We start from the raw sequence: 26,177 nt of genomic DNA, 5'->3' as shown, positions 1-26,177 counted from the left end.
CCCTATGAACGACAAGGTACAGACCCTCTCCCCCGTGGACGGCAGCGTCTACGTGGAACGCCCCTTCGCCGGGCCGAATGACATCGCCGAGGCCCTGCGCCTGGGCAAGGCGGCCCAGGCGCACTGGCGCCGGCTGCCCCTGGCCGAGCGGGCGGCCCTGTGCCACCGGGCCGTGGACGCCCTGGTGGCCGAGAAAGCGGCCATCGCCGAGGAAATCTGCTGGATGATGGGCCGCCCCATCCGCTACGCCGGCGGCGAGGTCGACGGCCTGGCCGAGCGGGCCCGCTACATGATCGACATCGCCGGCGAGGCGCTGGCGCCGGTACGGCTGCCGGAAAAACCGGGCTTCGAGCGGTATATCCAGCGCGATCCCCTGGGCCTGGTACTGGTGATCGCGCCCTGGAACTACCCCTATCTCACCGCCATCAACGCGGTGATGCCGGCGCTCATGGCGGGCAACGCCGTGCTGCTCAAGCACTCGGCCCAGACCCCCCTGTGCGCCGAACGCCTGGCCCGGGCCTTCGAGGAAGCCGGCCTGCCCAGGGGCGTGTTCCAGTACCTGCACCTGTCCCACGCCGACACCAGCGCCCTGATCCGGGCGCCGGAGGTGGACCACGTGGCCTTTACCGGCTCGGTGGCCGGCGGCGCCGCGGTCGAGCGGGCGGCGGCCGGCCGCTTTATCGGCGTCGGGCTGGAGCTGGGCGGCAAGGATCCGGCCTATGTCCGGGCCGACGCGGACCTAGCCCAGGCGGTGGCCACCGCCATCGACGGCGCCTTCTTCAACTCGGGCCAGTCCTGCTGCGGCATAGAGCGCATCTATGTGCATGCGAGCCTGTACGACGCCTTCGTGGAGCAGGCGGTGGCCCTGGTCAGGGAATACCGGCTGGGCCGGCCCGACGATCCGGCCACCACCCTGGGCCCCCTGGTGCGCGCCGGCGCCGCCGACTTCGTGCGCGGCCAGATCGCCGAGGCGGTGGCGCAGGGGGCCACCGCCCATATCGACCCGGCGGACTTTCCCCTCGACCGGCCGGGCACCCCCTACCTGGCGCCCCAGGTGCTCACCGGGGTGAACCACCGGATGCGGGTGATGACGGAGGAATCCTTCGGGCCCGTGGTCGGTATCCAGAAGGTCGAGTCCGACGAAGAAGCCGTCGCCCTGATGAACGACAGCGACTTCGGCCTGACCGCCGCCATCTTCACCCGGGACGTCGCCACCGGCATTGCGCTTGGCGAACAGTTGCACACCGGCACCTTCTTCATCAACCGCTGCGACTACCTGGACCCGGGCCTGGCCTGGACCGGGGTCAAGCAATCCGGACGGGGCTGCACCCTGTCCCGGCTGGGTTACGAGAGCCTGACCCGGCCCAAGTCATTCCATATCAAATTGCCACACTGAGGAGCCGCCATGAACCATTATGTCGCCAACTGGAATTACCCCACCCAGATCCGGGTGGGCATGGGCCGCATCAGGGAGCTGGCCGAGGGCTGCCGCCGGCTCGGCATGAAGGCGCCGCTGCTGGTGACGGATCCGGGACTGGCCGCCCTGCCCATGGTGCCCGCCATCCTCGCCGCCTGCCGGGAGCAGGGGCTGGAGATGGCGGTGTTTTCCGCCATCAAGGGCAACCCGAACGGGGAAAACGTCGCCGCCGGGGTGGCCGCCTTCCAGGCCGGCGGGCACGACGGCGTGGTCGCCCTGGGCGGCGGCTCGGCGCTGGACGCGGGCAAGGCCATCGCCCTGATGGCCGGCCAGGACAGGCCCCTGTGGGATTTCGAGGATGTGGGTGACAACTGGACCCGGGTGAAGGTGGACGGCATGGCGCCGGTGGTGGCGGTGCCCACCACCGCGGGCACCGGCTCGGAAGTGGGCCGCGCCGCGGTAATCACCGATCAGGCCAACCACATCAAGCGCATCATCTTCCACCCCGCCATGCTGCCGGCCCTGGTGATCCTGGATCCCGAGCTGACCGTCGGCCTGCCGGGCAAGGTGACCGCCGCCACCGGCATGGACGCCCTGTCCCACAACCTGGAGGCCCTGTGCGCCCCGGGTTACCACCCCATGGCGGAAGGCATCGCCATGGAGGGCATTCGCCTGATCCACCAGTACCTGCCGCGGGCGGTGCGGGACGGCTCGGATCTGGAGGCCCGCTGCCAGATGCTGGTGGCTTCCAGCATGGGCGCCACCGCCTTCCAGCGCGGCCTGGGGGCCATGCATGCCCTGGCCCATCCCATCGGCGCCCTGTACGACGCCCACCACGGCCTGCTCAACGCCATTTTGATGCCCTATGTGCTCGAAGCCAACCGGGAGGCGATCACCCCGGTGATCGAACGGCTGAACCGCTACCTGGGGCTGGAACAGGCCGGCTTCGACGGCTTTATGGACTGGGTGCTGACCCTGCGCGCCGAGCTCGGCATTCCTTCCACCCTGGGCGAGATCGGCATTGCACCGGACCAGGCGGAACGCATCGGCGCCATGGCGGCCGAGGACCCCTCCGCCGCCAGCAACCCTATCGCCTTCAGCGCCGAGCAATACGCCCGGCTCTGCCGACAGGCCATTACCGGCGCCGGCTGAGGAGGCCCGATGAAGATAGGAATACTGCAGTGCGACGATGTGCTGGAGCAGCTTCAGCCCCGGCACGGCAACTACCCCGAGATGATCCGCCGGCTGCTGCTGGCGGTGGACGACGATCTGGAGTTCGTGGTGTACCGCGCCCTGGACCACCAGTTGCCGGAACACCCCGCGGCCTGCGACGCCTACATCACCACCGGCAGTCGTCACGGGGTCAACGATGGCCACGACTGGGTCAGCCGGCTGGCGGACTTCGTCACCCTGCTGTACCGGGAGCGGCGCAAGCTGGTGGGCATCTGCTTCGGTCACCAGCTGATGGCCAAGGTCCTGGGCGGGGAAGTGGTGCAGTCGGACAAGGGCTGGGGCATAGGGGTGTCGTTCAACCAGGTGGACAAAACCCAACCCTGGATGACGCCGCCTTCCCGCGCCCTGGACCTGGTGGTGAGCCACCAGGATCAGGTGAGCCGGCTGCCGGCCGGCGCCGAGGTGCTGGCCGGCAGCCCCTTCTGCCCCTTCTACATGGTGCAGTACCGGGACCACTTCCTCGGCATCCAGGGCCACCCGGAGTTCAGCCGGCCCTACTCCGCCGATCTGATGGCCACCCGGCAGGAGCGCTTTCCGCCCCACCGCTACCGGGAAGCCATGGCCTCGCTCGGCGCCGAAGTGGACGATCTGTTGCTGGCCCGCTGGATACTGGCCTTTATGAGATCCTGATGGCTCCCCCAAGGGCTGCCGGCGCGGCCCTTTCCTTTCTCTTGCCTCCCTTGACATAGTAAGCTGACCTTTTCAAACCAAGGGGGCGACATGCTGCTGTGGATACTGCTGTTGGGGGCGGGGCTGCTGATCACCTCGCTGCTGATCAACCAGGGCCGGGCCCAGGGGGAACTGGAAGAGCGGCTGCGGACGCTGGAGGCGGACAACCGGCAGTTCCGCGAGCGGATAAACACCCTGGAGGAGCTGGTGCTGGAGCGGGAAAAACTCCGTCCCTTCGAGGACATGGCCAAAGATCCCGGCCAAGGCTGAAAGCGCCGCCTCTTCTCCTGCCGACATTAATTACCTACACTGGGGGCTTGAGTCTCCCGCGGACCCGCCCACAAGATGAAAGATCAGAAAAAAGCCTACCTGTTCGGACTGGGGGCCGTGGCCTGCTGGTCCACCGTGGCCACCGCCTTCAAGCTCTCCCTCGGCTACTTCTCTCCGGCCCAGCTGCTGCTGGTGGCCACCGCCACCTCGCTGGTGCTGCTGCTCGGCCTGCTGGCGGTGCAGGGCAAGCTGAGGTACCTGGGCCGCTATCTGCGCGACCGGCCCGGCTACTACCTGCTGCTGGGGCTGCTCAACCCGGCGCTCTATTATCTGATCCTGTTCCAGGCCTACGACCGGCTGCCGGCCCAGCAGGCGCAGACCCTCAACTACACCTGGGCCATCACCCTCACCCTGCTGGCGGTGCCCTTCCTCGGCCAGAAGATCCGCGGCCAGGACTGGGTGGCCATCGTGCTCGGCTACCTGGGTGCCATGGTCATCGCCACCCGGGGCGACCTGCTCGGCCTGGACTTCGAGGATCCCCTGGGGGTGGCCCTGGCGCTGGTGTCCACGGTGATCTGGGCCGGTTACTGGATACTTAACACCCGTAGCCAGGGCGATGCCCTGGTGGCACTGACCCTGAGCTTCCTGCTGGCCCTGCCCTTCATCGCGCTGGCCACCGCCCTGTGGTCGGACTTTGCCCTCAGCGCCTGGCAGGGCTGGGTCGGCGCCATCTACGTGGGCCTGTTCGAGATGGGTTTCGCCTTCGTGATGTGGCTGCTGGCCATGAAACACGCGGAGAACACCGCCCGCATCTCCAACCTGATCTTCATCTCCCCCTTCGCCTCCCTGCTGCTGCTGCGTTTTCTGGTGGGCGAGGCCATCTACCCGGCCACCGTGGTGGGGCTGGTGATGATAGTGGCGGCCCTGCTGATCCAGCAGCTCCGGCTCGGCCCCCGGTTTGCCAAGCCATCCCGGGCGAAGTAGAGTGAACGGACAGCAAACCCTGTACGATTTCGGATGAACCGGGCTCCCTGAAAAACCCCGGCCCGGCCGGTGCCGGCGGGCCAGCCCATCAAGCAACTATTCACTTCGCGTTAAGGAACCGCCATGACTTATGCCACTCGCCTTGCCGCCGTCCGGGACAGCCTGAAGCAACAGGGCCTGGACGCCTTTATCGTGCCCCACGACGACGAGCACCTGGGCGAGTACATACCGCCCCATGCCGAACGCCTGGACTGGATCAGCGGCTTCAACGGCTCCGCCGGCGCCGCCGTGGTGCTGGCCGACAAGGCGGCGGTGTTCGTGGACGGCCGCTACACGGTGCAGGTGCGCCACCAGTGCGATCCGGCGCTGTTCGAGTTCCATCACCTGGTCAACGAACCCTTCCTCGACTGGATAGCGGAACAACTGCAGGCGGGCAGCCGGGTCGGCTTCGACCCCAAACTGCACAGCCGGGGCTGGCACCGGGCGGCCGAAGCCAGGTTGGCGGAAAAAGACATCACCCTGGTGCCGCTGGCGCAGAACCCCATCGACCGGCACTGGCACGACCGGCCGGCGCCGGAACGCCGCCCCGCCCTGCTGCTCGACCAGGAATACAGCGGCCAGCATAGCGAAGCCAAGCGCCACCGCATCGCCGAAACCCTCAAGGCCAGGGGGGTGGACGCCCAGTTGCTGACCCAGGCCGAGCCCATCAACTGGCTGCTCAACATCCGCGGCCGCGACATCCCCTGCCTGCCGGCGGTACTGAGCTTCGCCCTGCTGCACCAGAACGGTGCCGTGCAGCTGTTCGCCGACCCCGCCAAGTTCGAGGGCCTGGATCTGGCCGGCCACAGCGGCAAGGACGTTACCCTCGCCCCCATGGCCGAGCTGGAGCAGGCGCTGGCCACCCTCGGCGCCAACGGCGCCCGGGTCCAGCTCGACCCCGCCACCGCCAACGCCTGGAGCGCCCTGGTGCTGGAGCAGGCCGGCGCCGAGCTGGTGCTGGCCGAGGACCCCTGCATGCTGCCCAAGGCCTGCAAGAACCCGGTGGAGGTGCACGGCAGTCGCGCCGCCCACCTGCGCGATGCCGTGGCGGTGTGCCGCTTCCTGGCCTGGCTGGACCGGCGCCTGGCCGAGCCCCACCCGGAGCGGGAAGACGAAGGCACCCTGGCCGACCGGCTGGAGGCCTTCCGCGCCGAGCTGCCCGAATTCGTGGAGCCGAGCTTCGGCACCATCTCCGCCCTGGGCCCCAACGCCGCCATGTGCCACTACCGGCACAGCAACGGCAGCCCGCGCCGGCTGGGACAGGACGCCATCTACCTGGTGGACTCGGGCGGCCAGTACCTGGACGGCACCACCGACATCACCCGCACCGTGGCGGTGGCCGAGCCCGACGCCGAGATGCGCAAGCTGTTCACCCTGGTGCTGCGCGGCCATATCGACCTGGCCTGCGCCCGCTTCCCCGCCGGCACCGGCGGCCTGCAGCTGGACGCCCTGGCGCGCCTGCCCCTGTGGCAGCAGGGTTACAACTTCGACCATGGCACCGGCCACGGCGTGGGCCACTTCCTCAGCGTGCACGAGGGACCCCAGCGCATTTCGCCCAAGGGCAGCATGGTGCCGCTCACCACCGGCATGATCGTCTCCAACGAGCCCGGCTACTACCGGGAAGGCGCCTTCGGCATCCGCTGCGAAAACCTCGAGGTGGTGCGCCCGGCCGACACCGACGGCGACATCCCGGTGTTCGAGTTCGAAAACCTCACCTGGGTGCCCTTCGACCGCCGCCTGCTCGACCTGGCCTGGCTCGAGCCCAAGCAGGTGCAATGGCTGAACCACTACCACGCCCAGGTGTGGGAAAAAGTCAGCCCCCGCCTCGCCGGGGACGATCTGGCCTGGCTGGAGCAGGCCACCCGGCCGCTGTAAGGGCATTGCGCCGGAGCTAGAAGCCGGAAGCTTCCAGCTTCTAGCGTCGGTAATTTGCCGCCCTTCCTCAAAATTCGGTACACTGCCCCGAATTTTGTCGTTTGAGTACTGTCTTAAGCGGCAACCTTATCAATCGGGTTTTTCTATGCCACTAGCCAATTACTACCGAACACTGCTGGCACAACTGCCCACCCTGGCGGTGGATGCCGACCGGGTGGAGGTGCTGTACTCCGCCCGGGCCTTCAAGCAACGGCTGCTGGAGCTGATCGCCTCTGCCCGGACCCGCATCTACCTGGTGGCCCTCTACCTGCAGGACGACGAGGCCGGCCGGGAAATCCTCGGCGCCCTCTACCGGGCCAAACAGGCCAATCCGGCGCTGGACGTGCGCCTCTATGTGGACTTTCACCGCGCCCAGCGGGGGCTTATCGGTCACCAGGGCCAGGGCGGCAACCACCTGATGTACCAGGAATTCGCCGCCCGCCATGAGCACCCCATCCCGGTCTACGGGGTGCCGGTCAAGGGCCGGGAACTGCTGGGGGTGCTGCACCTCAAGGGCTTCGTGTTCGACGACGTGGTGCTCTATTCCGGCGCCAGCCTCAACGACATCTACCTGCACCAGCAGGACAGGTACCGCTTCGACCGCTACCACCAGCTCACCGACGCCAGGCTGGCGGACTGCATGGTCGACTATGTCGACCGGCTGTTCGGCGACAACCCGGCGGTGCCACTGCTGAGCCGGCCCGGCATTCCCCGCGCCCGCCAGCTGCGCCATGCCCTCCGCCACTTCAAGCAGCAGATACGCCGGGCCCGCTACGAATTCGACGACGTCACCCGCCGTGCCGGCCAGGTGGCCGTCACCCCCCTGGCGGGCCTGGGCAAGTTCGGCAACCGGCTCAACCGCGCCATCCGCCACCTGCTGCGCGGCACCCGGGAGAAGCTGTTCATCTGTACCCCCTACTTCAACCTGCCCAAGCCCCTGGCCAAGGATCTCCGGGCACTGCTGAAGAAGGGGGTGGAAGTCACCCTGGTGATCGGCGACAAAACCGCCAACGACTTCTACATTCCGCCGGAGGAAGCCTTCCGCACCATAGGCGGCCTGCCCTACCTGTACGAGACCAACCTGCGCCGCTTCGCCCGTGCCAACCAGACCTACATCTACCAGGGCCGGCTCAACATCATGCTCTGGCACCACGAGCGCAACTCCTACCACCTCAAGGGGCTGTTCGTGGACGACGACCTCACGATGATCACCGGCAACAACCTCAACCCCCGCGCCTGGGGCCTGGACCTGGAAAACGGCCTGTTGCTGCAGGATCCGGAGCGGTTGTTGCGCGCCCGCTTCGAGGCGGAGCAGGCCAATATCCTGGAACACTGCCGGCGGCTGGAGCACTTCTCCGAGATCGAGGAACTGGAAGACTACCCGGCCCCGGTACAGAAGCTGCTGAAGCGGGTCGCCCGCACCCGCGCCAATGTGCTGCTGAAGCGGCTGCTCTGAGGCTGAAAGCCGGAAGCCGGAAGCCGGCCCCGTTCATCTTCCAGCTTCCGGCTCTTGTTGCTATCCTCTGTAAATATTTACAGTACGGGCCCGCCATGAATCTGGACCACATGTCCCTCAGCCTGCTCAAGGGAGTGGGCGACAAGATGCTGGAGAAGCTGCACCGCCTGGGCTTGGAGACGGTGCAGGATCTGCTGTTCCACCTGCCCCTGCGCTACGAGGATCGTACCCGTGTCCTGCCCATCGCCGAACTCAGGCCGGGCATGCACGTTTCGGTGCTGGGCGAGATCGTCGACAACCACATCAGCTACGGCCGCAAGCGCATGCTGATCTGCCGGTTGCGGGACCCCAGCGGCACCCTGACCCTGCGCTTCTTCAACTTCGCCGCCGCCCAGAAGAACAGCCTCGCCGCCGGTACCCACATCCGCGCCTTCGGCGAAATCCGCCCCGGTCACCACGGCCTGGAGATCATCCACCCGGAATACAGCCTGCAGCAGGGCGAGCAGCCCATCACCGCCGAGACCAGCCTGACCCCGGTGTACGGCACCACCGAAGGGCTGCGCCAGCTGACCCTGCGCCAGCTCAGCGATCAGGCCCTGGCCCTGCTCGAACAGCAACCGCTGCGGGAGCTGCTGCCCGAGGGCCTCTACCACCGCCAGCTCGGCCTGAACGAAGCGGTGCGCCTGCTGCACCGGCCGCCGCCCGACGTCGCCCTGTCCCAGCTCGAGCAGGGCCAGCATCCGGCCCAGCGCCGGCTGGTGCTGGAAGAGCTGCTGGCCCACAACCTGTCGGTGCTCAAGGTACGGGAGCAGAGCCAGGCCCATCGCGCCCGGCCGCTGCCCTGTCCACAACCGCTGCTCGACCGCTTTCTCGGCCAGTTGCCCTTCGCTCCCACCGGCGCCCAGCGCCGGGTGATGGCGGAGATCGGCGCCGATCTGCAGAAAACCGTGCCCATGATGCGGCTGGTGCAGGGCGACGTGGGCTCGGGCAAGACCCTGGTGGCGGCGCTGGCGGCGCTGCAGGTGATCGGCAACCAGGGCCAGGTGGCGCTGATGGCACCCACCGAGTTGCTGGCCGAGCAGCACGCCAACAACTTCGCCGCCTGGCTGGCGCCGCTCGGCATCCAGGTGGGCTGGCTGGCGGGCAAGGTCAAGGGCAAGGCCAGGGCCGAGCAGCTGGAGCGGCTCGCCAACGGCGAGCTGGCCATGGTGGTCGGCACCCACGCCCTGTTCCAGGAGCAGGTACGGTTCAACGCCCTGGAGCTGGTGATCATCGACGAGCAGCACCGCTTCGGGGTGCACCAGCGCCTGGCCCTGCGCGAGAAGGGCAGCCAGGGCGATTATTACCCGCACCAGTTGATCATGACCGCCACCCCCATTCCCCGTACCCTGGCGATGACCGCCTACGCGGATCTGGACACCTCCGTCATCGACGAGCTGCCGCCGGGCCGTACCCCGGTCACCACCGTGGCCATCCCCGACGGCCGCCGCGACGAGGTGGTGGCCCGGGTGCGGCAGGTGTGCCGGGAGCAGGGCCGCCAGGCCTACTGGGTCTGCACCCTGATCGAGGAGTCGGAGGTACTGGAATGCCAGGCGGCGGAAGACACCGCCAGCGAACTGACCGCCCAGTTGCCGGAGCTGAAGGTAGGGCTGGTGCACGGCCGCATGAAGGCGGCGGAGAAGCAGGCGGTGATGGCCGCTTTCAAGGACGGTGATATCGACCTGTTGGTGGCCACCACCGTCATCGAGGTGGGGGTGGACGTGCCCAACGCCTCGCTGATGATCATCGAAAACCCCGAACGCCTCGGCCTGGCCCAGCTGCACCAGCTGCGCGGCCGGGTCGGCCGGGGGGCGACGGCCTCCCACTGCGTGCTGCTCTACCACGCGCCCCTCACCAAGACCGCCGGCCAGCGGCTGGGGGTGTTGCGCGACACCAACGACGGCTTCGTCATCGCCCAGAAGGACCTGGAAATCCGCGGCCCGGGCGAGCTGCTCGGCACCCGCCAGACCGGCCTGGCCGACCTCAGGATTGCCGACCTGGTGCGGGATCAGGCGCTGCTGCCCGAGGTGCAACGGCTGGCCCGTTACCTGGCCGACCGCCATCCCGGACTGGTGGATCCGCTGATCCGTCGCTGGCTCGGCCTGCGTGATCATTACGGCAAGGTGTGAGCCGGGACATTTCCGCCCAGGCTCAAGCGATGTATGATACAAGTCCCGGATTTTTAAGGAATGTTCCATGAGAAAGCTGGCCAGGAAGCTGTTGCTCGCCCTGTTGCTGCTGGGAGCCGCCGGCTGGCTGCTGCTCAGCTTTTTCGATGCCAACCAACTGAAAAAACCGGTACTGGAATGGCTTAACGAACACACCGAACTGGATATCTCCATCGGCCGGCTGGAGTTCAACCCCCTGCATCCCTACAAGCTGCTGGCGGAAGACGTGCGCCTGGGCGACTGGTTCCAGGCCAGACAGCTCTACCTGGAGCTCGCGCGGCTGTCGCCTCTGGCGGGCCAGACCCGCATCGCCGTGCTCGACCTGAACGACGGCCGGATCCGACTCGACCGGGCCACCGAGCTGGCGGCCCTGCCGGACAACCTGGCCACCATCACCGTCGACGAGCTCAACACCAAGAACCTGACCCTGGCTTGGGACGGCTGGGAAGCCCGGGGCGTCAACCTCAAGCTGAACGGCTGGCAGCCCAGGCACGACGGGCAGTGGCGCTGGTGGTCCGACATGACCCTGAGCGGCCAGGTCCGCCAGCTGTCCCACCCCTGGCTGGAGATGTCCCGCATCGGCCTGGAAGGCCGCATCCACCGCGGCCGGCTGCAGCTCGACAGCCTGCGCAGCCGGCTGTTCGACGGCCTGTTCGAGGCCAGCCTCAGCCTGGATCCGGCCGGCCGGGAGCTGATCCTGAACGAGCCCCAGTTCAGCCACACCCAGCTGCAGTTCGACCAGGCACCGGTGCTGCCCGAGGGCTGGACCCTGCTGCTCAACCGTGCCAACCTCCAGGACCTGAGCATCACCAGCCCCTGGCTCACCGCCAATGGCATCGACGGCGACTTCCGCTATGTGGAATGGCAGGGACAGGGCCTGCCCGAAGCCCGGGGCGACTGGCAGGCCGACGAGGCGGTACTGGACTGGTTGCGGATCGACGCCCACCAAGGCCAGTTGCTCGGCACCCGGGAGCGGCTGGGGCTCAGCCTGCAGGGCAAGGCCTACCAGGGCAGCCTGGAGGCCGAGCTGGGCTGGTTTCCGCAGCAGGGCCGGCTGGATATCGACAACCTGCAACTGACGGGCAGCAAGCTGGAATGGCTGCCCGACATGCACTGGCCGGTGCCCGATCTGCGCATCCACAAGCTGAACCTGAGCCAGGCCGAGCTGCTGTCCATGGATCCCGATCTGCCCCTGTCCCTGCACGGGGGCCAGCTGTTCGTTGCCGACCTGGCCTGGTCCGCCGAGCAGTGGCGCCCGCTCAGCGAGCAGGCCCGGCTGGAAGGCGGCTGGAGCGAGTGGGCCTACGACAGCCTGATCAGCCGCCAGGGCGGCTTCAAGGCCCGGCTGGATGATACCCGGCTGACGGTGGACGAGCTCGCCGGCGAATTCCTCGACGGCCGGGTCCGCCTCGAGGGCAGCCTGGCGATCTATCCGCCGCACCAGGCCCGCCTGCGGCTGGCGGCACAGGAGCTGGCCCTGCGCCGGCTGAGCAGCTGGCTGCGCAAGGAGCGCGGCTTCTCCGGCCGGCTGAACCTGTCGGCCGAACTCGGCGGCGAACTCCACAACCGCGCCAGCTGGGACGGCGAGCTGCGCCTCGAGGGCGAGGATATCTTCGTGGAGCGGCTGGGGCTGGACGACTGGCTCCGGCGCCGCCTCGGCGAGGATTACAGCGAACCCAGGGGCGTGGACCCGGCGCTGGCCATCCTGGATCTGGAGCAGCACGACGGTTTTATCTATCGTGCCGAACTGAAGGGGCCGGTCCGCCAGGGTCGCTGGCGGCTGGATGGCAGCGCCGCGCAAAGCGTGCGCCACCTGCTGGCCCTGCGGGGCAGCCTGGACCTGACGGGCGGCTGGGATCTGGAGCTGGGGGCGATAAACGACCAGGGCTGCCGGGAGCTGGCCATCCGCCTGGAAGAAAGCTGGCGGGCGCCCAAACTCCGGCTGCACCAGCCGGCGCTGGCCGAGCCCTGCCAGCCCTGGTACCGCGGCCCCGTTCCCTACCCCGCCGCCGGCCTGCCCGGCCGGCTGACCGAGGCGGTGCGTAACCTGCCACAGGAGCCGTAAGCTGGAAGCTGGAAGCTGGAAGCCGGAAGCCGGAAGCCGGAAGCTGGAAGCTGGAAGCTGGAGCATAACATCCAGCTTCCGGCTTATCGCTTCCAGCTTTAGTGCGGCAGTATCACATAGCGGCCGCTGAAGGTGGCGGCCTTGGTATCGCCGCTGTACAGGGTCACGTTCAGCTCCACCCGCACCCGCTCACCGTTTTTCAGCGGCAGCAGCTGTTCACGCAGCCGGCCCTGCACCTCGGCGGTAGGCTCGTCCCACACCGGGGTCAGGTACTTGATCTCGCCGCTGCCCTGAACGATGTCGCCGCTCACGCCGTATTCCTGCATCTGCAGCCAGATCAGGCCCCAGCCGGTAAGCACGCACTGGCTGTAGATGCTGCCGGCGAACATGGACTCGTGCAGGTTGAGGTTGGCGGTCAGGTTGGCCTTGGTCTTGAACTTGCTGCCGGTGTACTGGGTGATCTTGATGCCCATCTTCTCGCTGATGGGGATGCGCCTGTGCCACTGGCGCTGCAGCTCGTCGCACAGCTCGGGACAGTGGCGGATCTGGTGGATGGGGGTGAGCGCCTTGATCATCTGCCGGTGCGGTATCTTGCCGAAGCTGATGGGCCCCTCGCCCACCACGGTGAAGCCGCAGCGACCGTAGAAAGCCACCGCCTCCTCCCGGGCGTTCATCACCAGCCGGCGCACCCCTTCCTGGCGGGCCACCTGCTCCAGGGCCTGCACCATGCGGGTGCCCAGGCCCTTGTCCCGGCACTCGGGGATCACCGCCATAAAGCGGATCTGGGCCTCGTCGCCGCTCACATAGAGGCGGCCCACGGCCACCAGCTTGCCGTCCTTGTCCACCATCATGCGGTGGTGGGCGTATTCGTCGAACTCGTCCCGTTCCGATCCCTTGGGCTGCTGCCAGGGTTTGCGCAGCAGCTGCCAGCGCAGTTGGTAATAGGCTTCAAGTTCCGCTTCCGTTTGCGGGGTGACCACACGATACATGGTCTGCTCCTGTTATGGTTATCTTCGGATATCTTGCCGCTTGCCGCGGCAGAGTGCAATTTGGCTCAGACCTGCAGCCAGAAGGTGACGGGGCCGTCGTTGGTCAGGCTCACCTGCATGTCGGCGGCGAAACGCCCCGACTCGGTGACCACCCCCTGATCCCGCGCCGCCATCACGAAATAGTCGTACCAGCGCTCGGCCTGTGCCGGTGCCGCCCCCCGGGAGAAGCTGGGCCGCAGGCCGCTGTTGGTGTCCGCCGCCAGGGTGAACTGGGACACCACCAGCAGGCTGCCCCCGGCCTGGCGCAGGTTGAGGTTCATCCTGCCCTGCTCGTCGCCGAACACCCGGTAGCTCAGCACCTTGTTCAGCAGTTTGTCGGCCTTGGCCTGGTCATCGTCCCGCTCGACACCGAGCAGCACCAGCAGGCCCGGGCCGATGGCGCCCACCCGTTCGCCGGCCACGGTCACCGAGGCCGAGCTGACTCTCTGGATCAGGGCTATCATGCCTGTATTAACTCCTTCGCCATATGATCGGTGGCTTTCACCAGGGCGTCTATGATACCCGGTTCGAAGGCGGAATGTCCGGCCCCGGGCACAATTTGCAGCACCAATCCGGGCCAGTGCTCGCTCAGGCTGAGGGCGGCGGCGGGCTTGCAGATGGCATCGTAACGGCCGTGCACCAGCACCGCCGGCAGGTGTCGGATCCGCTCCAGCCCCCTGATGATATGATTTTCTTCAACAAAACAGTGATTTACAAAGTAATGACACTCGATACGCGCCAGCGCCAGGGCACTGTGGGCCTCGCCGTAGTGGTTTTCCGCATCGGGTCGGGGCAACAGGGTGCTGATCCGCCCTTCCCACACCGCCCAGGCCCGGGCGGCATTGAGCCGGGCCAGCTCGTTGTGGCTGGTCAACAGCCGGTAGTAGCGGCTCAGCAGGTGGCGGGCATCGCCGTCCAGGGGGGTAAGAAAGTCCCGGTAATAATCGGGAAACAGCTGGGCGGCACCGCCTTCGGGCTGGTAGAGCCAGTGCAGATCCTGCTCCCGTCCCAGGAAGAGGCCGCGCAGCACCAGTCCCAGCACCCGTTCGGGATGGGCGATGGCGTAGCACAGGGCCAGGGTCGAGCCCCAGGAGCCACCGAACAGCAACCAGGACTCCACGCCCAGGTGTTCGCGAAGCTGCTCCATGTCGGCGATCAACGCCTGGGTGTGGTTGTCGGCCAGCTCCGCATGGGGCTCTGACTGCCCGGCGCCGCGCTGGTCGAACAGTATGATGCGGTAACGTTCGGGATCGAAGAAGCGCCGGTGCTCCGGGCTGGTGCCGGCCCCGGGGCCGCCGTGTACCAGCACCACCGGTATGCCGAGCGGATTGCCGCTTTCTTCCACATAGAGCCGGTGTCGCTCGGACACCTGCAGCCACTGCTGCCGGTTGGCGGCAATGGGGGGATACAGGGTTCGCATCAGGCCTTGTCCTCTTGCGGGTCGCTGTCGTCTGCCTTAAAGCTTAGCCCCAGGCTGTGCTCGTAGTCACCGAGGCTGGCGGTCAGCTCCGCCCCCAGCAGGGAAATCAGCCAGCTCAGGTAGACCCAGACGAACAGGATGGGAATGGTGGCCAGGGTGCCGTAGATGGCTTCGTAAGACGGAAAGCGGGTGATGTAGAGGGCGAAGCCGCGCTTGGCCAGCTCGAACAGGATCGCCGCCACCAGGGCGCCACAGATGGCATGGCTGAAGCGCACCCGGGTATTGGGCACCACCATGTAGAACACCACGAACATCAGGGTGGACAAAAAGAACGGCAGCGCACTCAGCAGCCAGGCCCCCAGGCCGAGGAAGTCGTCCCCCTGGAAGAAACGCATCGAGGTCACGTAGGAGCTCGCCGCCAGGCTGGCACCGGCCAGGATGGGGCCCAGGGTCAGAATCATCCAGTAGGTGGAAAAGGCCACCGACCAGCGCCGCTGCTGAGTGACCCGCCAGATATGGTTGAAATTCTGATCGATGGCGGAAATCAACAGCATGGCGGTCACCGCCAGCGCCGCCACTCCCACCGCCGTCATGCGCGAGGCGTTGTCCACGAAGCCCTGGATATGCTGCTGCACCACGTCGCCGGCGGCGGGCACGAAGTTGGCGAACACGAAATTCTGGATGGTATCCCGCAGCTCGGCGAACATGGGGAAGGCCGACATCATGGCGAACACCACGGCGATCATCGGCACCAGCGACAGCAGGGTGATATAGGCCAGGTAACCGGCGGTGACCGTCAGCCGGTCCTGCTGGGCCCGCTTCCATACGAAGCGGCCGAAGTCGAGGCCATGGTCCCGGATAAAACGCAGGCGGTGGGCGATACGCGCGACAACCTTGCTCATGGATGATCCTGTTTCGCTGAAAACAAAGGGGTATTGTGGCAAATCAGGCGGGGGCAGTGCCAGTCGGAGATACACCGGCCGGAGGCAGGGACGAAAAAGGGCGCCGCAGCGCCCTGTTTTATTGCAATTGCTGCCATCAGGCGCGGCTGGCGCGCTTGCGGTCGTTCTCGGTCAGCAGTTTCTTGCGGATGCGGATGTTGTTGGGGGTCACTTCCACCAGTTCGTCGTCATCGATGAACTCCAGGGCCTGCTCCAGGCTCATCTTGATCGGCGGCACCAGGGTCAGCGCCTCATCGGTGCCGGCGGCACGGATGTTGGTCAGCTGCTTGCCCTTGAGGCAGTTCACGGTCAGGTCATTGGAACGGTTGTGGATACCGATCACCATGCCCTCATACACCTCGGTGGCATGCTCGATAAAGAGGCGGCCGCGTTCCTGCAGGTTGAACAGGGCATAGGCCAGGGCCTTGCCGGTGGCGTTGGCGATCAGCACACCGTTGATGCGCTGGCCGATGTTGCCGCCCTTGTGCGGACCGTAATGATCGAAGCTGTGGTACATCAGGCCGGAGCCCGAGGTCAGGGTCATGAACTCGGTCTGGAAGCCGATCAGGCCGCGCGCCGGAATGATGAAATCGATGCGCACCCGGCCCTTGCCGTCCGGCACCATGTTGGTCATCTCGGCCTTGCGCTCGCCCAGTTTCTCCATCACCGAGCCCTGGCTGCTCTCTTCCACGTCGATGGTAAGGGTTTCGAAAGGCTCCATTTTGACACCATTCTCTTCCTTCAGGATCACCTCGGGACGGGATACGGCCAGTTCGAAGCCTTCCCGGCGCATGTTCTCGATCAGGATCCCCAGGTGCAGTTCGCCCCGGCCGGATACCCGGAACTTGTCGGGATCGCCGGTTTCTTCCACCCGCAGCGCCACGTTGTGCACCAGCTCCTGCTGCAGCCGCTCCAGGATGTTGCGCGAGGTGACGAACTTGCCGTCCTTGCCGGCAAAGGGCGAGGTATTGACCTGGAAGGTCATGGTCACGGTGGGCTCGTCCACCGACAGCGGCGGCAGCGCCTCGACCGCGCCCTGGGCACAGACGGTGTCGGAGATTTTCAGTTCACCCAGGCCGGTGATGGCCACGATGTCGCCGGCATTGCCTTCGGTCACTTCATGACGCTTGAGGCCCAGATACCCCATCACCTGGCCGACCTTGCCGTTGCGGGTCTTGCCGTCGGCGCCCACCACGGTCACCTGCTGGTTGACCTTGACGGTGCCGCGCTTGATGCGGCCGATGCCGATGACGCCCACGTAGGAGGAGTAGTCGAGCTGGGAGATCTGCATCTGCAGCGAGCCGTCCAGATCCGCGTCGGGCGGCGGCACCTGATCCACTATGGTCTGGAACAGGGCGGTCATGTCCTCGGCCGGGCTGTCGGCGTCGAGCGAGGCCCAGCCGTTCAGGCCGGAGGCATAAACCACCTGGAAGTCGAGCTGGTCGTCGGTGGCACCCAGGTTGTCGAACAGATCGAACACCTGATCCATCACCCAGTCGGCGCGGGCGCCGGGCTTGTCGACCTTGTTGATCACCACGATCGGCTTGAGACCCTGGGCGAACGCCTTCTGGGTCACGAAACGGGTTTGCGGCATGGGGCCTTCCTGGGCGTCCACCAGCAGCAGCACCGAATCCACCATCGACATCACCCGCTCTACCTCACCACCGAAGTCGGCGTGTCCGGGAGTGTCGACGATGTTGATACGGTATTCCTGGCCCTCGGGCGACGTCCAGCGGATGGCGGTATTCTTGGCAAGAATGGTAATGCCGCGTTCCCGCTCGAGATCGTTGGAGTCCATGACCCGCTCTTCGGCTTCACCACGGGTTTCCAGGGTGCCGGACTGCTGCAGCAGCTTGTCCACCAGGGTGGTTTTGCCATGGTCAACGTGCGCGATGATGGCGATATTACGTAGATTTTCTAACATTCCTGCCTCAAAAATACCGGGGTGGGTAAAAAATGGTCGGTCATTTTACTCGGCCGCCCCGGATCTGCCTAGCAGATTTGAAAATTACTGCGGGGCGGCTTCCCAAGGGGCAACCGATGCACCATGATGGTGGGTACCAATGACAGGATGCACCAAAAAGATCCATTACCGCACCAACACGGTGCAAAACAACCTTTGGTGGCCCTGCCATGGCAGAATAAAACACAACTGTGACAAGCATTTGGCATTTTGGCACAGTTTTCGCTTTGTATTTTGGCAACTGATGAATTTGTTCATCAGACCCTAGGATGATTATTTTTGGAGGTCGAAATCCATGTCAGCAGAAAACGTACTGGCCATGATCAAGGAACACGATGTCAAATTCATCGATCTGCGCTTTACCGATACCAAGGGTAAAGAGCAGCACGTGAGCATTCCGGTCAACCAGATCAACGAAGATTTCTTTGAAGACGGCAAAATGTTCGATGGCTCCTCCATCGGCGGCTGGAAGACCATCAACGAGTCTGACATGGTGCTGATGCCGGATCCCTCCACCGCCGTGATGGACCCCTTCACCGAAGATGCCACCCTGAACATCCGCTGCGACGTGCTCGAGCCGTCCACCATGCAGGGCTACGACCGTGACCCGCGTTCCATCGCCCGCCGCGCCGAGGAATACCTGGTGTCCACCGGCATTGCCGACACCGTGCTGATCGGTCCCGAGCCCGAATTCTTCCTGTTTGACGACGTGCGTTTCAGCACCGACATGTCCGGCAGCTTCTTCAAGATCGACGACGTGGAAGCCAAGTGGAACTCCGGTCGCGACTACGAAGAAGGCAACAAGGCCCACCGTCCGGGCGTGAAGGGCGGCTACTTCCCGGTTGCCCCGGTTGACTCCTCCCAGGACATCCGCTCCGCCATGTGTCTGATCATGGAAGAGATGGGCCTGGTGGTCGAAGCGCACCACCACGAGGTGGCCACCGCCGGTCAGAACGAAATCGCCTGCAAGTTCAACACCCTGACCCTGAAGGCCGACGAAATCCAGATCTACAAGTACGTGGTTCACAACGTGGCTCACGCCTTCAACAAGACCGCGACTTTCATGCCCAAGCCCCTGGTCGGCGACAACGGTTCCGGCATGCACGTGCACCAGTCCCTGGCCAAGAACGGTGAAAACCTGTTCTCCGGCGACCTGTACGGCGGCCTGTCCGAACTGGCCCTGTACTACATCGGCGGTATCATCAAGCACGCCCGTGCCCTGAATGCCATCACCAACCCGTCCACCAACTCCTACAAGCGTCTGGTGCCCGGCTTCGAAGCCCCGGTCATGCTGGCCTACTCCGCCCGCAACCGCTCCGCTTCCATCCGTATCCCGCTGGTGGGTTCACCCAAGGCCCGTCGTATCGAGACCCGCTTCCCGGATCCGGCCGCCAACCCCTACCTGGCCTTCGCCGCCCTGCTGATGGCCGGCCTGGACGGTATCCAGAACAAGATCCACCCGGGCGATGCCATGGACAAGGACCTGTACGATCTGCCGGCCGAAGAAGCCGCCGAGATCCCGACCGTGGCCACCTCCCTGGATCAGGCCCTGGACTGCCTGGACAAGGACCGCGAGTTCCTGACCCGTGGCGGCGTATTCAGCGACGAGTTCATCGATGCCTACATCAAGCTGAAGCGCAAAGAGACCGAGATGCTCAACATGGCCGTGCACCCGCTGGAGTTCGACCTGTACTACTCCGTGTAAGCTTGAAGCGATAAGCTGGAAGTCAAAGGGCCCGGGAAACCGGGCCTTTTTTGTTTTTACTTCCAGCTTCAAGCTTTCCGCTTACGGCTCACAGAACCTGGTGCCGGGTCGAAGGAAACAGGTTCAGCAGCTTGTGCACCAAATAGATGCAGCACAGGGTCAGCAATATGGCCACCGTCATGGAAGTAAAGCGGTAGAGGGCGCTGAACATGAGATCGTGCTCGGGGGTCACGTACTGGCCGAACAGGATGCCGATGGTAGTGAGGCCGGCGAAGCCGACGCCCGGCATCGGCTCCCGGGCGTGCAGCCGGGCGAACAGCATGGCGCAGATCCAGAACGCCAGCCCCAGCAGCAACAGGTTGTGGTAATGGTCGTAGAGCAGCAGCTGGAACAGCATGCCCAGGGCGCAACCGAGCAGGGTGCCGGCGCAACGCAAGCGGCCGGACTGCACCGCCCCGGCGAAGCTCATGGGAAAGAGGATCAGCACCGTCGCCACCTGGGCCGAGAGGGAGTCCACCAGATCGACGCTCTGGAACACCACAAAGCTCAGGGTCGCCACCGTCGCGCCCAGCAACGCCTGGTGGCGGATGACATTGTCGCTCTTGGCGGGCAGCGCCCTGGGCTGGGGCGGCGCCCGGTTGGGCAACAGGGCGTAGGCCACATAGGCCAGCGCCACCGACAGCAGCGCGGCCACGATGTTGCTCGCCGCCATGTCCGCCAGATCGAACTGCCGGTAGCTGGCGAAGTGCAGCATGATGCTCAGGCTGACGCAGCCCGAGGCGCCGAACAGCATCAGCGGCCCCCTGGCCATCAGCAGGAAACGCCCCAAAAAGAGGCAGAACACCACGGCCGTATAGGCCGGCGGCCAGTGCCCGAGCAGGCCCGGCAACAGCATGATCTCCAGCGAACTCAGCAGGGCCGAACCGACGAACTGCAGCACCACAAAGCGGTTCAGCACCGGCACCATGCCCAGCAACAGCATGGGATAGACGGTGAAGAAGACCCCGAAGTTCCAGCCCATCACCTTGGCCACCAGCATGCCGGCGACGCTGCCGAAGGCGATGCGCAGGCAGCCGCGCAGCCTGTCTCCGCTCAGTTCCATCGCTCCTCCTAGAGCACCGTTCAGTTTAAAAATCGACCAATTGGCTATTTGTTGTCTGTTGCAACGTAGAGAAGAGTCAACAGGGCCACCTCCGCCGGCCCTCCGCGCCAGGGAGGGCGCGGCGGAGCCCCCATGGATGGGCTTACGGCGTACCGGAGGAGCTGTGCGCTTTGGCCGACAACCTACACCTCGTCAGAAGCCATCGAAGCCTCCGACAAAGAGGAAAGGTGTTGCCTAAGTTTTAAACTATATGGTGCTCTAGTAGAGATAGCGCAACTGGCTCGCCAGCCACAGCTGGATCCGGCCCATGGCACGGAACAGCCAGTTGTTGGCCGGGAACAGCTGCACCGTGGCCTTGGCGCCGGTGGCCAGGGCCGGCAGGGGAGCATCCAGGCCGATCTGTATGCGCAACCGCTGCGCATCCCGTACCCAGCGGTCCGAACTCACCGGCTGGGCCAGCTGACCGTCGGCCGCCTGCTGGCCCTCCCGCACCCCGCTGTCGATGCTCTCGACATGGCCGCGGAACACCTCGCCGGGCAATGCGTCGAACACGATGCCTACCGGGGTGCCGGCGGCAACGTGGCGCAGGCTCTTCTCGCGCAGATCCGCGATCACCCAGGCCTGCTCCGACACCAGCGCCAGCAGCGGGCTGCCGGCCTGGGCAAAAATGCCCTCCTTCAGCTGCAGGTTGCCGATTCGCCCCGCCAGTTCCGCCCTCACCCGGGTGCGGGAAAGCGCCAGCCGCGCCTGGGCCCGGGCGTTTTCCGCCTGGCGCAAGCCGACCTCAGCCGCCCGTGCCCCTTGGCGGGCCTCCTGCAGCCGGGCCTCGGCGGACGCCAACCCGCTCTGGGCCTGGGCCGCCAGGTTCTGGGCCTGCTCCAGCTGCTGGACCGACAGATGGCCATCCCGCCGCAACCGTCCCAGTCGCGCCGCTTCCCGTTCCAGCTCCTGCGCCTGCAGCCGTTGCTGCTCGAGCAGGGATCCGGCCGCCCGCACCGCGGCCCGCTGCCGCTCCCGCTCGGTCTCCGCCAGCCCCAGGGCCAGCTCGGTCCGCTCCAGCGCCAGCCGGTAGTCGCTGTCGTCCAACTCGAACAGCAGATCGCCGGCCGCCACCGGCTGGTTGTTTTCGACCCACACCCGGCTGACCTGGCCCGCCACCCTCGGCGCCACCGGCACCACATAGCGCTGCACCTGGGCCCGGGGCGTCATGGGGGCATAGTTGTCGGCCAGCACGAAGTAGCCGAAAGCGAGGATAAAAATGCCCAGGGCCACCCGGACCCAACGGCTGAAACTTTGCTCCGGCGTCACTGGCTTACCCCGTCGTTGCTGCGGAAATGTCCTTGCCGATCCCTTGCAGATTCTGGGTGAGGTGCTCAATCATCCGGTTGAACTCCCGTATTTCCTGCTCGCTGAGGCCGGCCAGCACCTGCCGGCGGGTTTCGTCCAGCACCTCGTCCATCTGCGCCAGCACGGGGCCGGCCGCGGCGGTGAGGTAGACCCGCTTGCCCCGCCGATCGCTGGGGCAGGGCCGGCGCTCCACCAGCCCCATCTGCTCCAGCCCGTCCAGGGTGCGCACCAGGGAGGGCTGCTCCACCCCCACCCGCCGCGCCAGCTGGTGCTGCAGTATGCCGTCTTCCAGCTTGAGGTAAGAGAGGGTGATCCAGCGGCTCTGGGTCAGCCCCAGGGGCTTGAGCCGTTCGTCGTTCACCCAGCGCCATTGCCGCACCAGGCAGGCCAGCGCCATCCCTAAGGTTTTCATAATCACCTCGATAATTAATTAGCATGCTAATTATGCTCTCGCTAACTAAATCGCTCAAGGCATTTTCCATACTTTTTCAAGTCGGCAAGCTTCTTGCAGTGTTTAATGCAGTAAGCTTGATCTAGGTGCACCGGCGCGGAGCATGCCGCTCAGCACGCACCATCAGGCGGCAAGGCGAGCCGGATAGGATAGAATTTATGCACTATCATGGTGCAACTCACCGAAGCGAGGGCAAGAGGGTGTTGGAATCCCAGATGAGCACCAAGACGATCATCGACAACCTGCTGACCGCCGTGCTGGTGGTCGACGGCAACCTGCTGGTGCACTTCGCCAATACCGCCGCCGAGCAGCTGCTCACCCTGAGCAAGCGCCGGCTGCAGGAGGCGCAGCTCGATCAGGTGGTGGAGGACATTTCCCTCGATACCCGCCGCATCAAGCGCTGCATCGAGAGCGAGCAGGGTTTTACCGACAGCGAGGTGCAGCTGGTGATCGACGGCGCCCCGCGCTGGGTCGATGTCAGCGTCAGCCCCTTCAGCCTCGAAGGCAAGACCATGGCGCTGATCGAGCTGCGCCTTATCGATCAGCAGAAGAAGATCAGCCAGGAGCTGCAGCAGCGGGCCCAGCAACAGGCGGCCCGGGAGCTGGTGCGCGGCCTGGCCCACGAGATCAAGAACCCCCTCGGCGGACTGCGCGGCGCGGCCCAACTGCTGGAACGGGAGCTGGCTCAGGAGGAGCTCAAGGAGTTCACCCAGCTGATCATCGCCCAGGCGGACCGGCTGCGCAACCTGGTGGACCGGCTGCTGGGTCCGCAGCGCCCCGGTCTGCGCCAGATCACCAACCTGCACTCGGTGCTGGAGCAGGTACGCCAGCTGGTGGCGATGGAAATCCCCCAGGACATCAAGCTCAGCCGCGACTACGACCCCAGCATTCCCGACTTCGAGATGGATCCGGAGCAGTTGCAGCAGGCCTTCCTCAACATAGTGCGCAACGCCGCCGAGGCCCTGGGCGACAGGGGTCATATCCAGATCCGGACCCGCACCGCCTTCCAGGTGATGCTGCAGGGGCGCCGTTACCGGCTGGCGGCCGAGATCCGCATCATCGACGACGGCCCCGGCATCCCCGAGCAGCTGCGCGACACCCTGTTCTACCCCATGGTCACGGGCAAGGAGGGCGGCACCGGCCTGGGGCTGTCCATCGCCCAGGATCTGATCCACCAACACAAGGGGCGGATCGAGAGCCACAGCCGCCCCGGACACACCGAATTTATTATCTATCTGCCGTTACGACGATAGGAGACCTTTATGGCTGAACTGGTATGGATAGTCGATGACGACAGCTCTATCCGCTGGGTTTTGGAGCGGGCGCTGGGCCAGGCGGGTTTCCGCTGCCAGAGTTTTGCCGACGGAGAAAGCGTGCTGGCGGCCCTGCCTCAGGGCAAGCCGAGTGTGGTGGTGTCCGACATCCGCATGGGCGGCATGGACGGCCTGACCCTGCTCAACGCCATCCACAAACAAGCCCCGCAGCTGCCGATCATCATCATGACCGCCCACTCCGATCTGGACAGCGCGGTCAGCGCCTACCAGCACGGTGCCTTCGAGTACCTGCCCAAGCCGTTCGACATCGACGACGCCGTGGCCCTGGTACAGCGGGCCGTGGCCCACCTCAAGGAGAGCAGGAGCAAGGACAAGGCCCCGCTGGTGGACAGCCTCAGCACCCCCGAGATCATCGGCGAGGCCCAGGCGATGCAGGAGGTGTTCCGCGCCATCGGCCGCCTGGCCCGCTCCTCCATCTCGGTGCTGATCAACGGCCAGAGCGGCACCGGCAAGGAGCTGGTGGCCCACGCCCTGCACAAGCACAGTCCGCGGGCCCAGAATCCCTTTATCGCGCTGAACATGGCCGCCATCCCCAAGGATCTGATCGAATCGGAACTGTTCGGTCACGAGAAGGGCGCCTTCACCGGCGCCAACAGCGTGCGCCAGGGCCGCTTCGAGCAGGCCGACGGCGGCACCCTCTTCCTCGACGAGATCGGCGACATGCCGCTGGATATCCAGACCCGGCTGCTCAGGGTGCTGGCCGACGGCCAGTTCTACCGGGTGGGCGGCCACCAGCCGATCAAGGTGGACGTGCGCATCATCGCCGCCACCCACCAGGATCTGGAGAAGAAGGTAGAAGACGGCGACTTCCGCGAAGACCTGTTCCACCGGCTCAACGTGATCCGCATCCATATGCCGGCGCTGAAGGATCGCCGTGAAGACATCCCCAAGCTGGCCCGCCATTTCCTGGGCCGGGCCGCCAAGGAGCTGGCGGTGGAGGCCAAGAGCCTGCACCCGGACACCCAGGTCTACCTGCAGTCCCTGTCCTGGCCGGGCAACGTGCGCCAGCTGGAAAACGTCTGCCGCTGGCTGACGGTGATGGCCTCGGGCCAGGAGGTGCTGATCGCCGACCTGCCGCCGGAGCTGATGCAGAAGGAGCGGGAGAAGGAAAGGGACGCCGGCAGCCAGGACTGGCGCCAGGCCTTGCAGGACTGGGCCCGGCAGTCCCTGGCCAAGGGCAAGCAGGATCTGCTGGCCGACGCCCAGCCCGAGTTCGAGCGCATCCTGCTCGACTGCGCCCTCGCCCACACCCAGGGCCACAAGCAGGAGGCGGCCCGACTGCTGGGCTGGGGCCGCAATACCTTGACCCGGAAGTTAAAAGAGTTGCATGGTGACGACAGCCTGGTAGAGGATTAGCATTCAGTTAATCCCCGTTGACCCTTGCCGATGGCCGCCCCGGCGGTCCCGGCAAGGGTCACTGACCAGATAAGGAAGACGCCATGATAGATCCCAGCCTGCCCCTGCTCGACCTGCACCGCCACCTGGACGGCAACATCAGGCCCGCCACCATTCTCGATCTGGGCCAGGCCTTCAACATGGTGCTGCCCGCCACCACTCTGGAAGGGCTGCGCCCCCATGTGCAGGTGCTGGACAACGCCCCGGATCTGGTGTCCTTCCTCGCCAAGCTGGACTGGGGCGTCAAGGTGCTGGGCAGCTACGACGCCTGCCGCCGGGTCGCCTACGAGAACGTCGAGGATCTGCAGACCGCCGGCATCGATTACGCCGAGCTGCGCTTCAGCCCCGGCTACATGGCCATGAGCCACAACCTGGATCCCCAGGGGGTGGTGGAAGCGGTGATCGACGGGGTGGCCGCCGGCCAGCGCGACTTCGGCATTCCGGTGAAACTGATCGGCATCATGAGCCGCACCTTCGGCCAGGCCGCCTGCGAGCGGGAGCTGGCCGCCTGCCTGGCCCATAAGGACAAGCTGGTGGCGATGGATCTGGCCGGTGACGAGCTGGGCTTTCCCGGCGAACTGTTCAACGACCACTTCAAACGGGTGCGGGACGCCGGCCTGCGCATCACGGTGCATGCCGGCGAGGCGGCCGGCAGCGACAGCATCTGGCAGGCCATCCGCGAGCTGGGCGCCGAGCGCATCGGCCACGGCGTCAAGGCGGTGGAGGACGAACGCCTGCTCGACTACCTGGCCGAACACCGCATCGGCATCGAATCCTGCCTCACCTCCAACCTGCAGACCAGCACGGTGGCGGATATCGCCGCCCATCCCATCCACCGCTTCCTGGCAAAGGGCGTGCTCGCCTGCCTCAACACCGACGATCCGGCGGTGGAAGGTATAGAGCTGCGCCACGAATACACCGATGCCGCGGCCCGCGCCGGCCTCAGTGCCGCCCAGACCCGCCAGTGCCAGGAAAACGCCCTGCAGATGGCCTTTATCAGCCCCGCGGAAAGGGCCGCCCTGCTCACCGCCAGCGCCGATCGGGAGTGACAACCGCAGAGTAAAGGCCCAGTTAGCCGACGCTTCGGACCGCAACGGCCTTGCCCGTCGGGCAAGGCCTTTCAGACTACTGACAAAACTGTGAGCTTACCTAAATAAGCAACACCCATACCAAAACAGACGGACAAAGGGAACAGCTCCACCGACCGTCACATGCCATGGACGGCATGTGCCGAGCG

Annotated in this window: 21 protein-coding genes; 13 read left to right on the top strand and 8 right to left on the bottom strand. The window is 65.8% G+C overall.

Going from position 1 to position 26,177, the window contains the following annotated elements; all coding sequences use genetic code 11:
• The first annotated feature begins 4 nt into the window (after positions 1-4).
• From ACT7DK_RS00705 to ACT7DK_RS00665, 9 genes are all read left to right on the top strand, one after another.
• The gene (locus ACT7DK_RS00705) at positions 5-1,396 is read left to right on the top strand and encodes an aldehyde dehydrogenase family protein (protein ID WP_445395338.1); all 1,392 of its coding nucleotides are present in this window, start codon (positions 5-7) and stop codon (positions 1,394-1,396) included.
• 9 nt (positions 1,397-1,405) lie between these two features.
• Entirely contained in the window at positions 1,406-2,569 is a 1,164-nt protein-coding gene (locus ACT7DK_RS00700) for an iron-containing alcohol dehydrogenase (RefSeq protein WP_445395334.1), read from the top strand.
• A gap of 9 nt (positions 2,570-2,578) precedes the next feature.
• Positions 2,579-3,280 (top strand): glutamine amidotransferase-related protein, encoded by a 702-nt coding sequence (locus tag ACT7DK_RS00695; RefSeq protein ID WP_445395331.1) that lies wholly within the window; start codon positions 2,579-2,581, stop codon positions 3,278-3,280.
• Between the two features lie 90 nt (positions 3,281-3,370).
• Positions 3,371-3,589, top strand: a complete 219-nt coding sequence (locus ACT7DK_RS00690; protein ID WP_445395329.1) for a hypothetical protein — start codon at positions 3,371-3,373, stop codon at positions 3,587-3,589.
• Positions 3,590-3,664: 75 nt separating this feature from the next.
• Positions 3,665-4,573 (top strand): DMT family transporter, encoded by a 909-nt coding sequence (locus ACT7DK_RS00685; protein WP_445395327.1) that lies wholly within the window; start codon positions 3,665-3,667, stop codon positions 4,571-4,573.
• 123 nt (positions 4,574-4,696) lie between these two features.
• Positions 4,697-6,487 (top strand): aminopeptidase P family protein, encoded by a 1,791-nt coding sequence (locus tag ACT7DK_RS00680; protein ID WP_445395325.1) that lies wholly within the window; start codon positions 4,697-4,699, stop codon positions 6,485-6,487.
• Positions 6,488-6,632: 145 nt separating this feature from the next.
• Complete coding sequence (gene pssA / locus ACT7DK_RS00675; protein ID WP_445395323.1) at positions 6,633-7,982, top strand: CDP-diacylglycerol--serine O-phosphatidyltransferase; 1,350 nt, start codon at positions 6,633-6,635, stop codon at positions 7,980-7,982.
• A 95-nt stretch (positions 7,983-8,077) separates the two neighbouring features.
• Positions 8,078-10,150: an ATP-dependent DNA helicase RecG gene (recG, locus tag ACT7DK_RS00670; protein WP_445395321.1), complete on the top strand. Its 2,073-nt coding sequence runs from the start codon at positions 8,078-8,080 to the stop codon at positions 10,148-10,150.
• 67 nt (positions 10,151-10,217) lie between these two features.
• Positions 10,218-12,254 (top strand): AsmA-like C-terminal region-containing protein, encoded by a 2,037-nt coding sequence (locus ACT7DK_RS00665; RefSeq protein ID WP_445395319.1) that lies wholly within the window; start codon positions 10,218-10,220, stop codon positions 12,252-12,254.
• Between the two features lie 98 nt (positions 12,255-12,352).
• Here ACT7DK_RS00665 and ACT7DK_RS00660 read toward each other — a convergent pair whose 3' ends face one another.
• From ACT7DK_RS00660 to typA, 5 genes are all read right to left on the bottom strand, one after another.
• Positions 12,353-13,243, bottom strand: a complete 891-nt coding sequence (locus tag ACT7DK_RS00660) for a bifunctional GNAT family N-acetyltransferase/hotdog fold thioesterase (protein ID WP_445395317.1) — start codon at positions 13,241-13,243, stop codon at positions 12,353-12,355.
• 65 nt (positions 13,244-13,308) lie between these two features.
• A complete protein-coding gene (dtd, locus tag ACT7DK_RS00655; protein ID WP_445395315.1) occupies positions 13,309-13,746 on the bottom strand; it encodes a D-aminoacyl-tRNA deacylase in 438 nt (145 codons plus the stop codon).
• The gene (gene pip, locus ACT7DK_RS00650) at positions 13,743-14,702 is read right to left on the bottom strand and encodes a prolyl aminopeptidase (protein ID WP_445395313.1); all 960 of its coding nucleotides are present in this window, start codon (positions 14,700-14,702) and stop codon (positions 13,743-13,745) included. Before pip ends, dtd begins: the two co-directional genes overlap by 4 nt.
• Positions 14,702-15,604, bottom strand: a complete 903-nt coding sequence (locus tag ACT7DK_RS00645) for a virulence factor BrkB family protein (protein WP_445395311.1) — start codon at positions 15,602-15,604, stop codon at positions 14,702-14,704. Before ACT7DK_RS00645 ends, pip begins: the two co-directional genes overlap by 1 nt.
• Before the next feature lie 136 nt (positions 15,605-15,740).
• Positions 15,741-17,567 (bottom strand): translational GTPase TypA, encoded by a 1,827-nt coding sequence (gene typA / locus ACT7DK_RS00640; protein WP_445395309.1) that lies wholly within the window; start codon positions 17,565-17,567, stop codon positions 15,741-15,743.
• A gap of 334 nt (positions 17,568-17,901) precedes the next feature.
• Here typA and glnA point away from each other — a divergent pair, with 334 nt between their 5' ends.
• Complete coding sequence (gene glnA, locus ACT7DK_RS00635) at positions 17,902-19,311, top strand: glutamate--ammonia ligase (RefSeq protein ID WP_445395307.1); 1,410 nt, start codon at positions 17,902-17,904, stop codon at positions 19,309-19,311.
• 88 nt (positions 19,312-19,399) lie between these two features.
• Here the strand turns inward: glnA and ACT7DK_RS00630 are convergent, their stop codons facing one another.
• The 3 genes from ACT7DK_RS00630 to slyA form a co-directional block, all read right to left on the bottom strand.
• Positions 19,400-20,413 (bottom strand): DUF2955 domain-containing protein, encoded by a 1,014-nt coding sequence (locus ACT7DK_RS00630; RefSeq protein ID WP_445395305.1) that lies wholly within the window; start codon positions 20,411-20,413, stop codon positions 19,400-19,402.
• 258 nt (positions 20,414-20,671) lie between these two features.
• A complete protein-coding gene (locus ACT7DK_RS00625) occupies positions 20,672-21,721 on the bottom strand; it encodes an HlyD family secretion protein (RefSeq protein ID WP_445395303.1) in 1,050 nt (349 codons plus the stop codon).
• 4 nt (positions 21,722-21,725) lie between these two features.
• Positions 21,726-22,172: a transcriptional regulator SlyA gene (slyA, locus tag ACT7DK_RS00620; RefSeq protein WP_445395301.1), complete on the bottom strand. Its 447-nt coding sequence runs from the start codon at positions 22,170-22,172 to the stop codon at positions 21,726-21,728.
• Between the two features lie 254 nt (positions 22,173-22,426).
• Here slyA and glnL point away from each other — a divergent pair, with 254 nt between their 5' ends.
• From glnL to add, 3 genes are all read left to right on the top strand, one after another.
• The gene (glnL, locus tag ACT7DK_RS00615) at positions 22,427-23,464 is read left to right on the top strand and encodes a nitrogen regulation protein NR(II) (protein ID WP_445395299.1); all 1,038 of its coding nucleotides are present in this window, start codon (positions 22,427-22,429) and stop codon (positions 23,462-23,464) included.
• Between the two features lie 9 nt (positions 23,465-23,473).
• Complete coding sequence (gene glnG / locus ACT7DK_RS00610; protein WP_445395297.1) at positions 23,474-24,901, top strand: nitrogen regulation protein NR(I); 1,428 nt, start codon at positions 23,474-23,476, stop codon at positions 24,899-24,901.
• 83 nt (positions 24,902-24,984) lie between these two features.
• Complete coding sequence (gene add / locus ACT7DK_RS00605) at positions 24,985-25,989, top strand: adenosine deaminase (protein WP_445395295.1); 1,005 nt, start codon at positions 24,985-24,987, stop codon at positions 25,987-25,989.
• The last annotated feature ends 188 nt before the right edge of the window (positions 25,990-26,177 follow it).

This window comes from Zobellella sp. An-6, from assembly GCF_052487945.1.
This window is presented reverse-complemented; position numbering and strand designations above follow the sequence as displayed.

Coding starts and splice junctions, on each gene's coding strand:
- ACT7DK_RS00705 (WP_445395338.1), top strand. CDS start 5: ATGAACGACAAGGTACAGACCCTCTCCCCCGTGGACGGCAGCGTCTAC.
- ACT7DK_RS00700 (WP_445395334.1), top strand. CDS start 1,406: ATGAACCATTATGTCGCCAACTGGAATTACCCCACCCAGATCCGGGTG.
- ACT7DK_RS00695 (WP_445395331.1), top strand. CDS start 2,579: ATGAAGATAGGAATACTGCAGTGCGACGATGTGCTGGAGCAGCTTCAG.
- ACT7DK_RS00690 (WP_445395329.1), top strand. CDS start 3,371: ATGCTGCTGTGGATACTGCTGTTGGGGGCGGGGCTGCTGATCACCTCG.
- ACT7DK_RS00685 (WP_445395327.1), top strand. CDS start 3,665: ATGAAAGATCAGAAAAAAGCCTACCTGTTCGGACTGGGGGCCGTGGCC.
- ACT7DK_RS00680 (WP_445395325.1), top strand. CDS start 4,697: ATGACTTATGCCACTCGCCTTGCCGCCGTCCGGGACAGCCTGAAGCAA.
- pssA (WP_445395323.1), top strand. CDS start 6,633: ATGCCACTAGCCAATTACTACCGAACACTGCTGGCACAACTGCCCACC.
- recG (WP_445395321.1), top strand. CDS start 8,078: ATGAATCTGGACCACATGTCCCTCAGCCTGCTCAAGGGAGTGGGCGAC.
- ACT7DK_RS00665 (WP_445395319.1), top strand. CDS start 10,218: ATGAGAAAGCTGGCCAGGAAGCTGTTGCTCGCCCTGTTGCTGCTGGGA.
- ACT7DK_RS00660 (WP_445395317.1), bottom strand. CDS start 13,243: ATGTATCGTGTGGTCACCCCGCAAACGGAAGCGGAACTTGAAGCCTAT.
- dtd (WP_445395315.1), bottom strand. CDS start 13,746: ATGATAGCCCTGATCCAGAGAGTCAGCTCGGCCTCGGTGACCGTGGCC.
- pip (WP_445395313.1), bottom strand. CDS start 14,702: ATGCGAACCCTGTATCCCCCCATTGCCGCCAACCGGCAGCAGTGGCTG.
- ACT7DK_RS00645 (WP_445395311.1), bottom strand. CDS start 15,604: ATGAGCAAGGTTGTCGCGCGTATCGCCCACCGCCTGCGTTTTATCCGG.
- typA (WP_445395309.1), bottom strand. CDS start 17,567: ATGTTAGAAAATCTACGTAATATCGCCATCATCGCGCACGTTGACCAT.
- glnA (WP_445395307.1), top strand. CDS start 17,902: ATGTCAGCAGAAAACGTACTGGCCATGATCAAGGAACACGATGTCAAA.
- ACT7DK_RS00630 (WP_445395305.1), bottom strand. CDS start 20,413: ATGGAACTGAGCGGAGACAGGCTGCGCGGCTGCCTGCGCATCGCCTTC.
- slyA (WP_445395301.1), bottom strand. CDS start 22,172: ATGAAAACCTTAGGGATGGCGCTGGCCTGCCTGGTGCGGCAATGGCGC.
- glnL (WP_445395299.1), top strand. CDS start 22,427: ATGAGCACCAAGACGATCATCGACAACCTGCTGACCGCCGTGCTGGTG.
- glnG (WP_445395297.1), top strand. CDS start 23,474: ATGGCTGAACTGGTATGGATAGTCGATGACGACAGCTCTATCCGCTGG.
- add (WP_445395295.1), top strand. CDS start 24,985: ATGATAGATCCCAGCCTGCCCCTGCTCGACCTGCACCGCCACCTGGAC.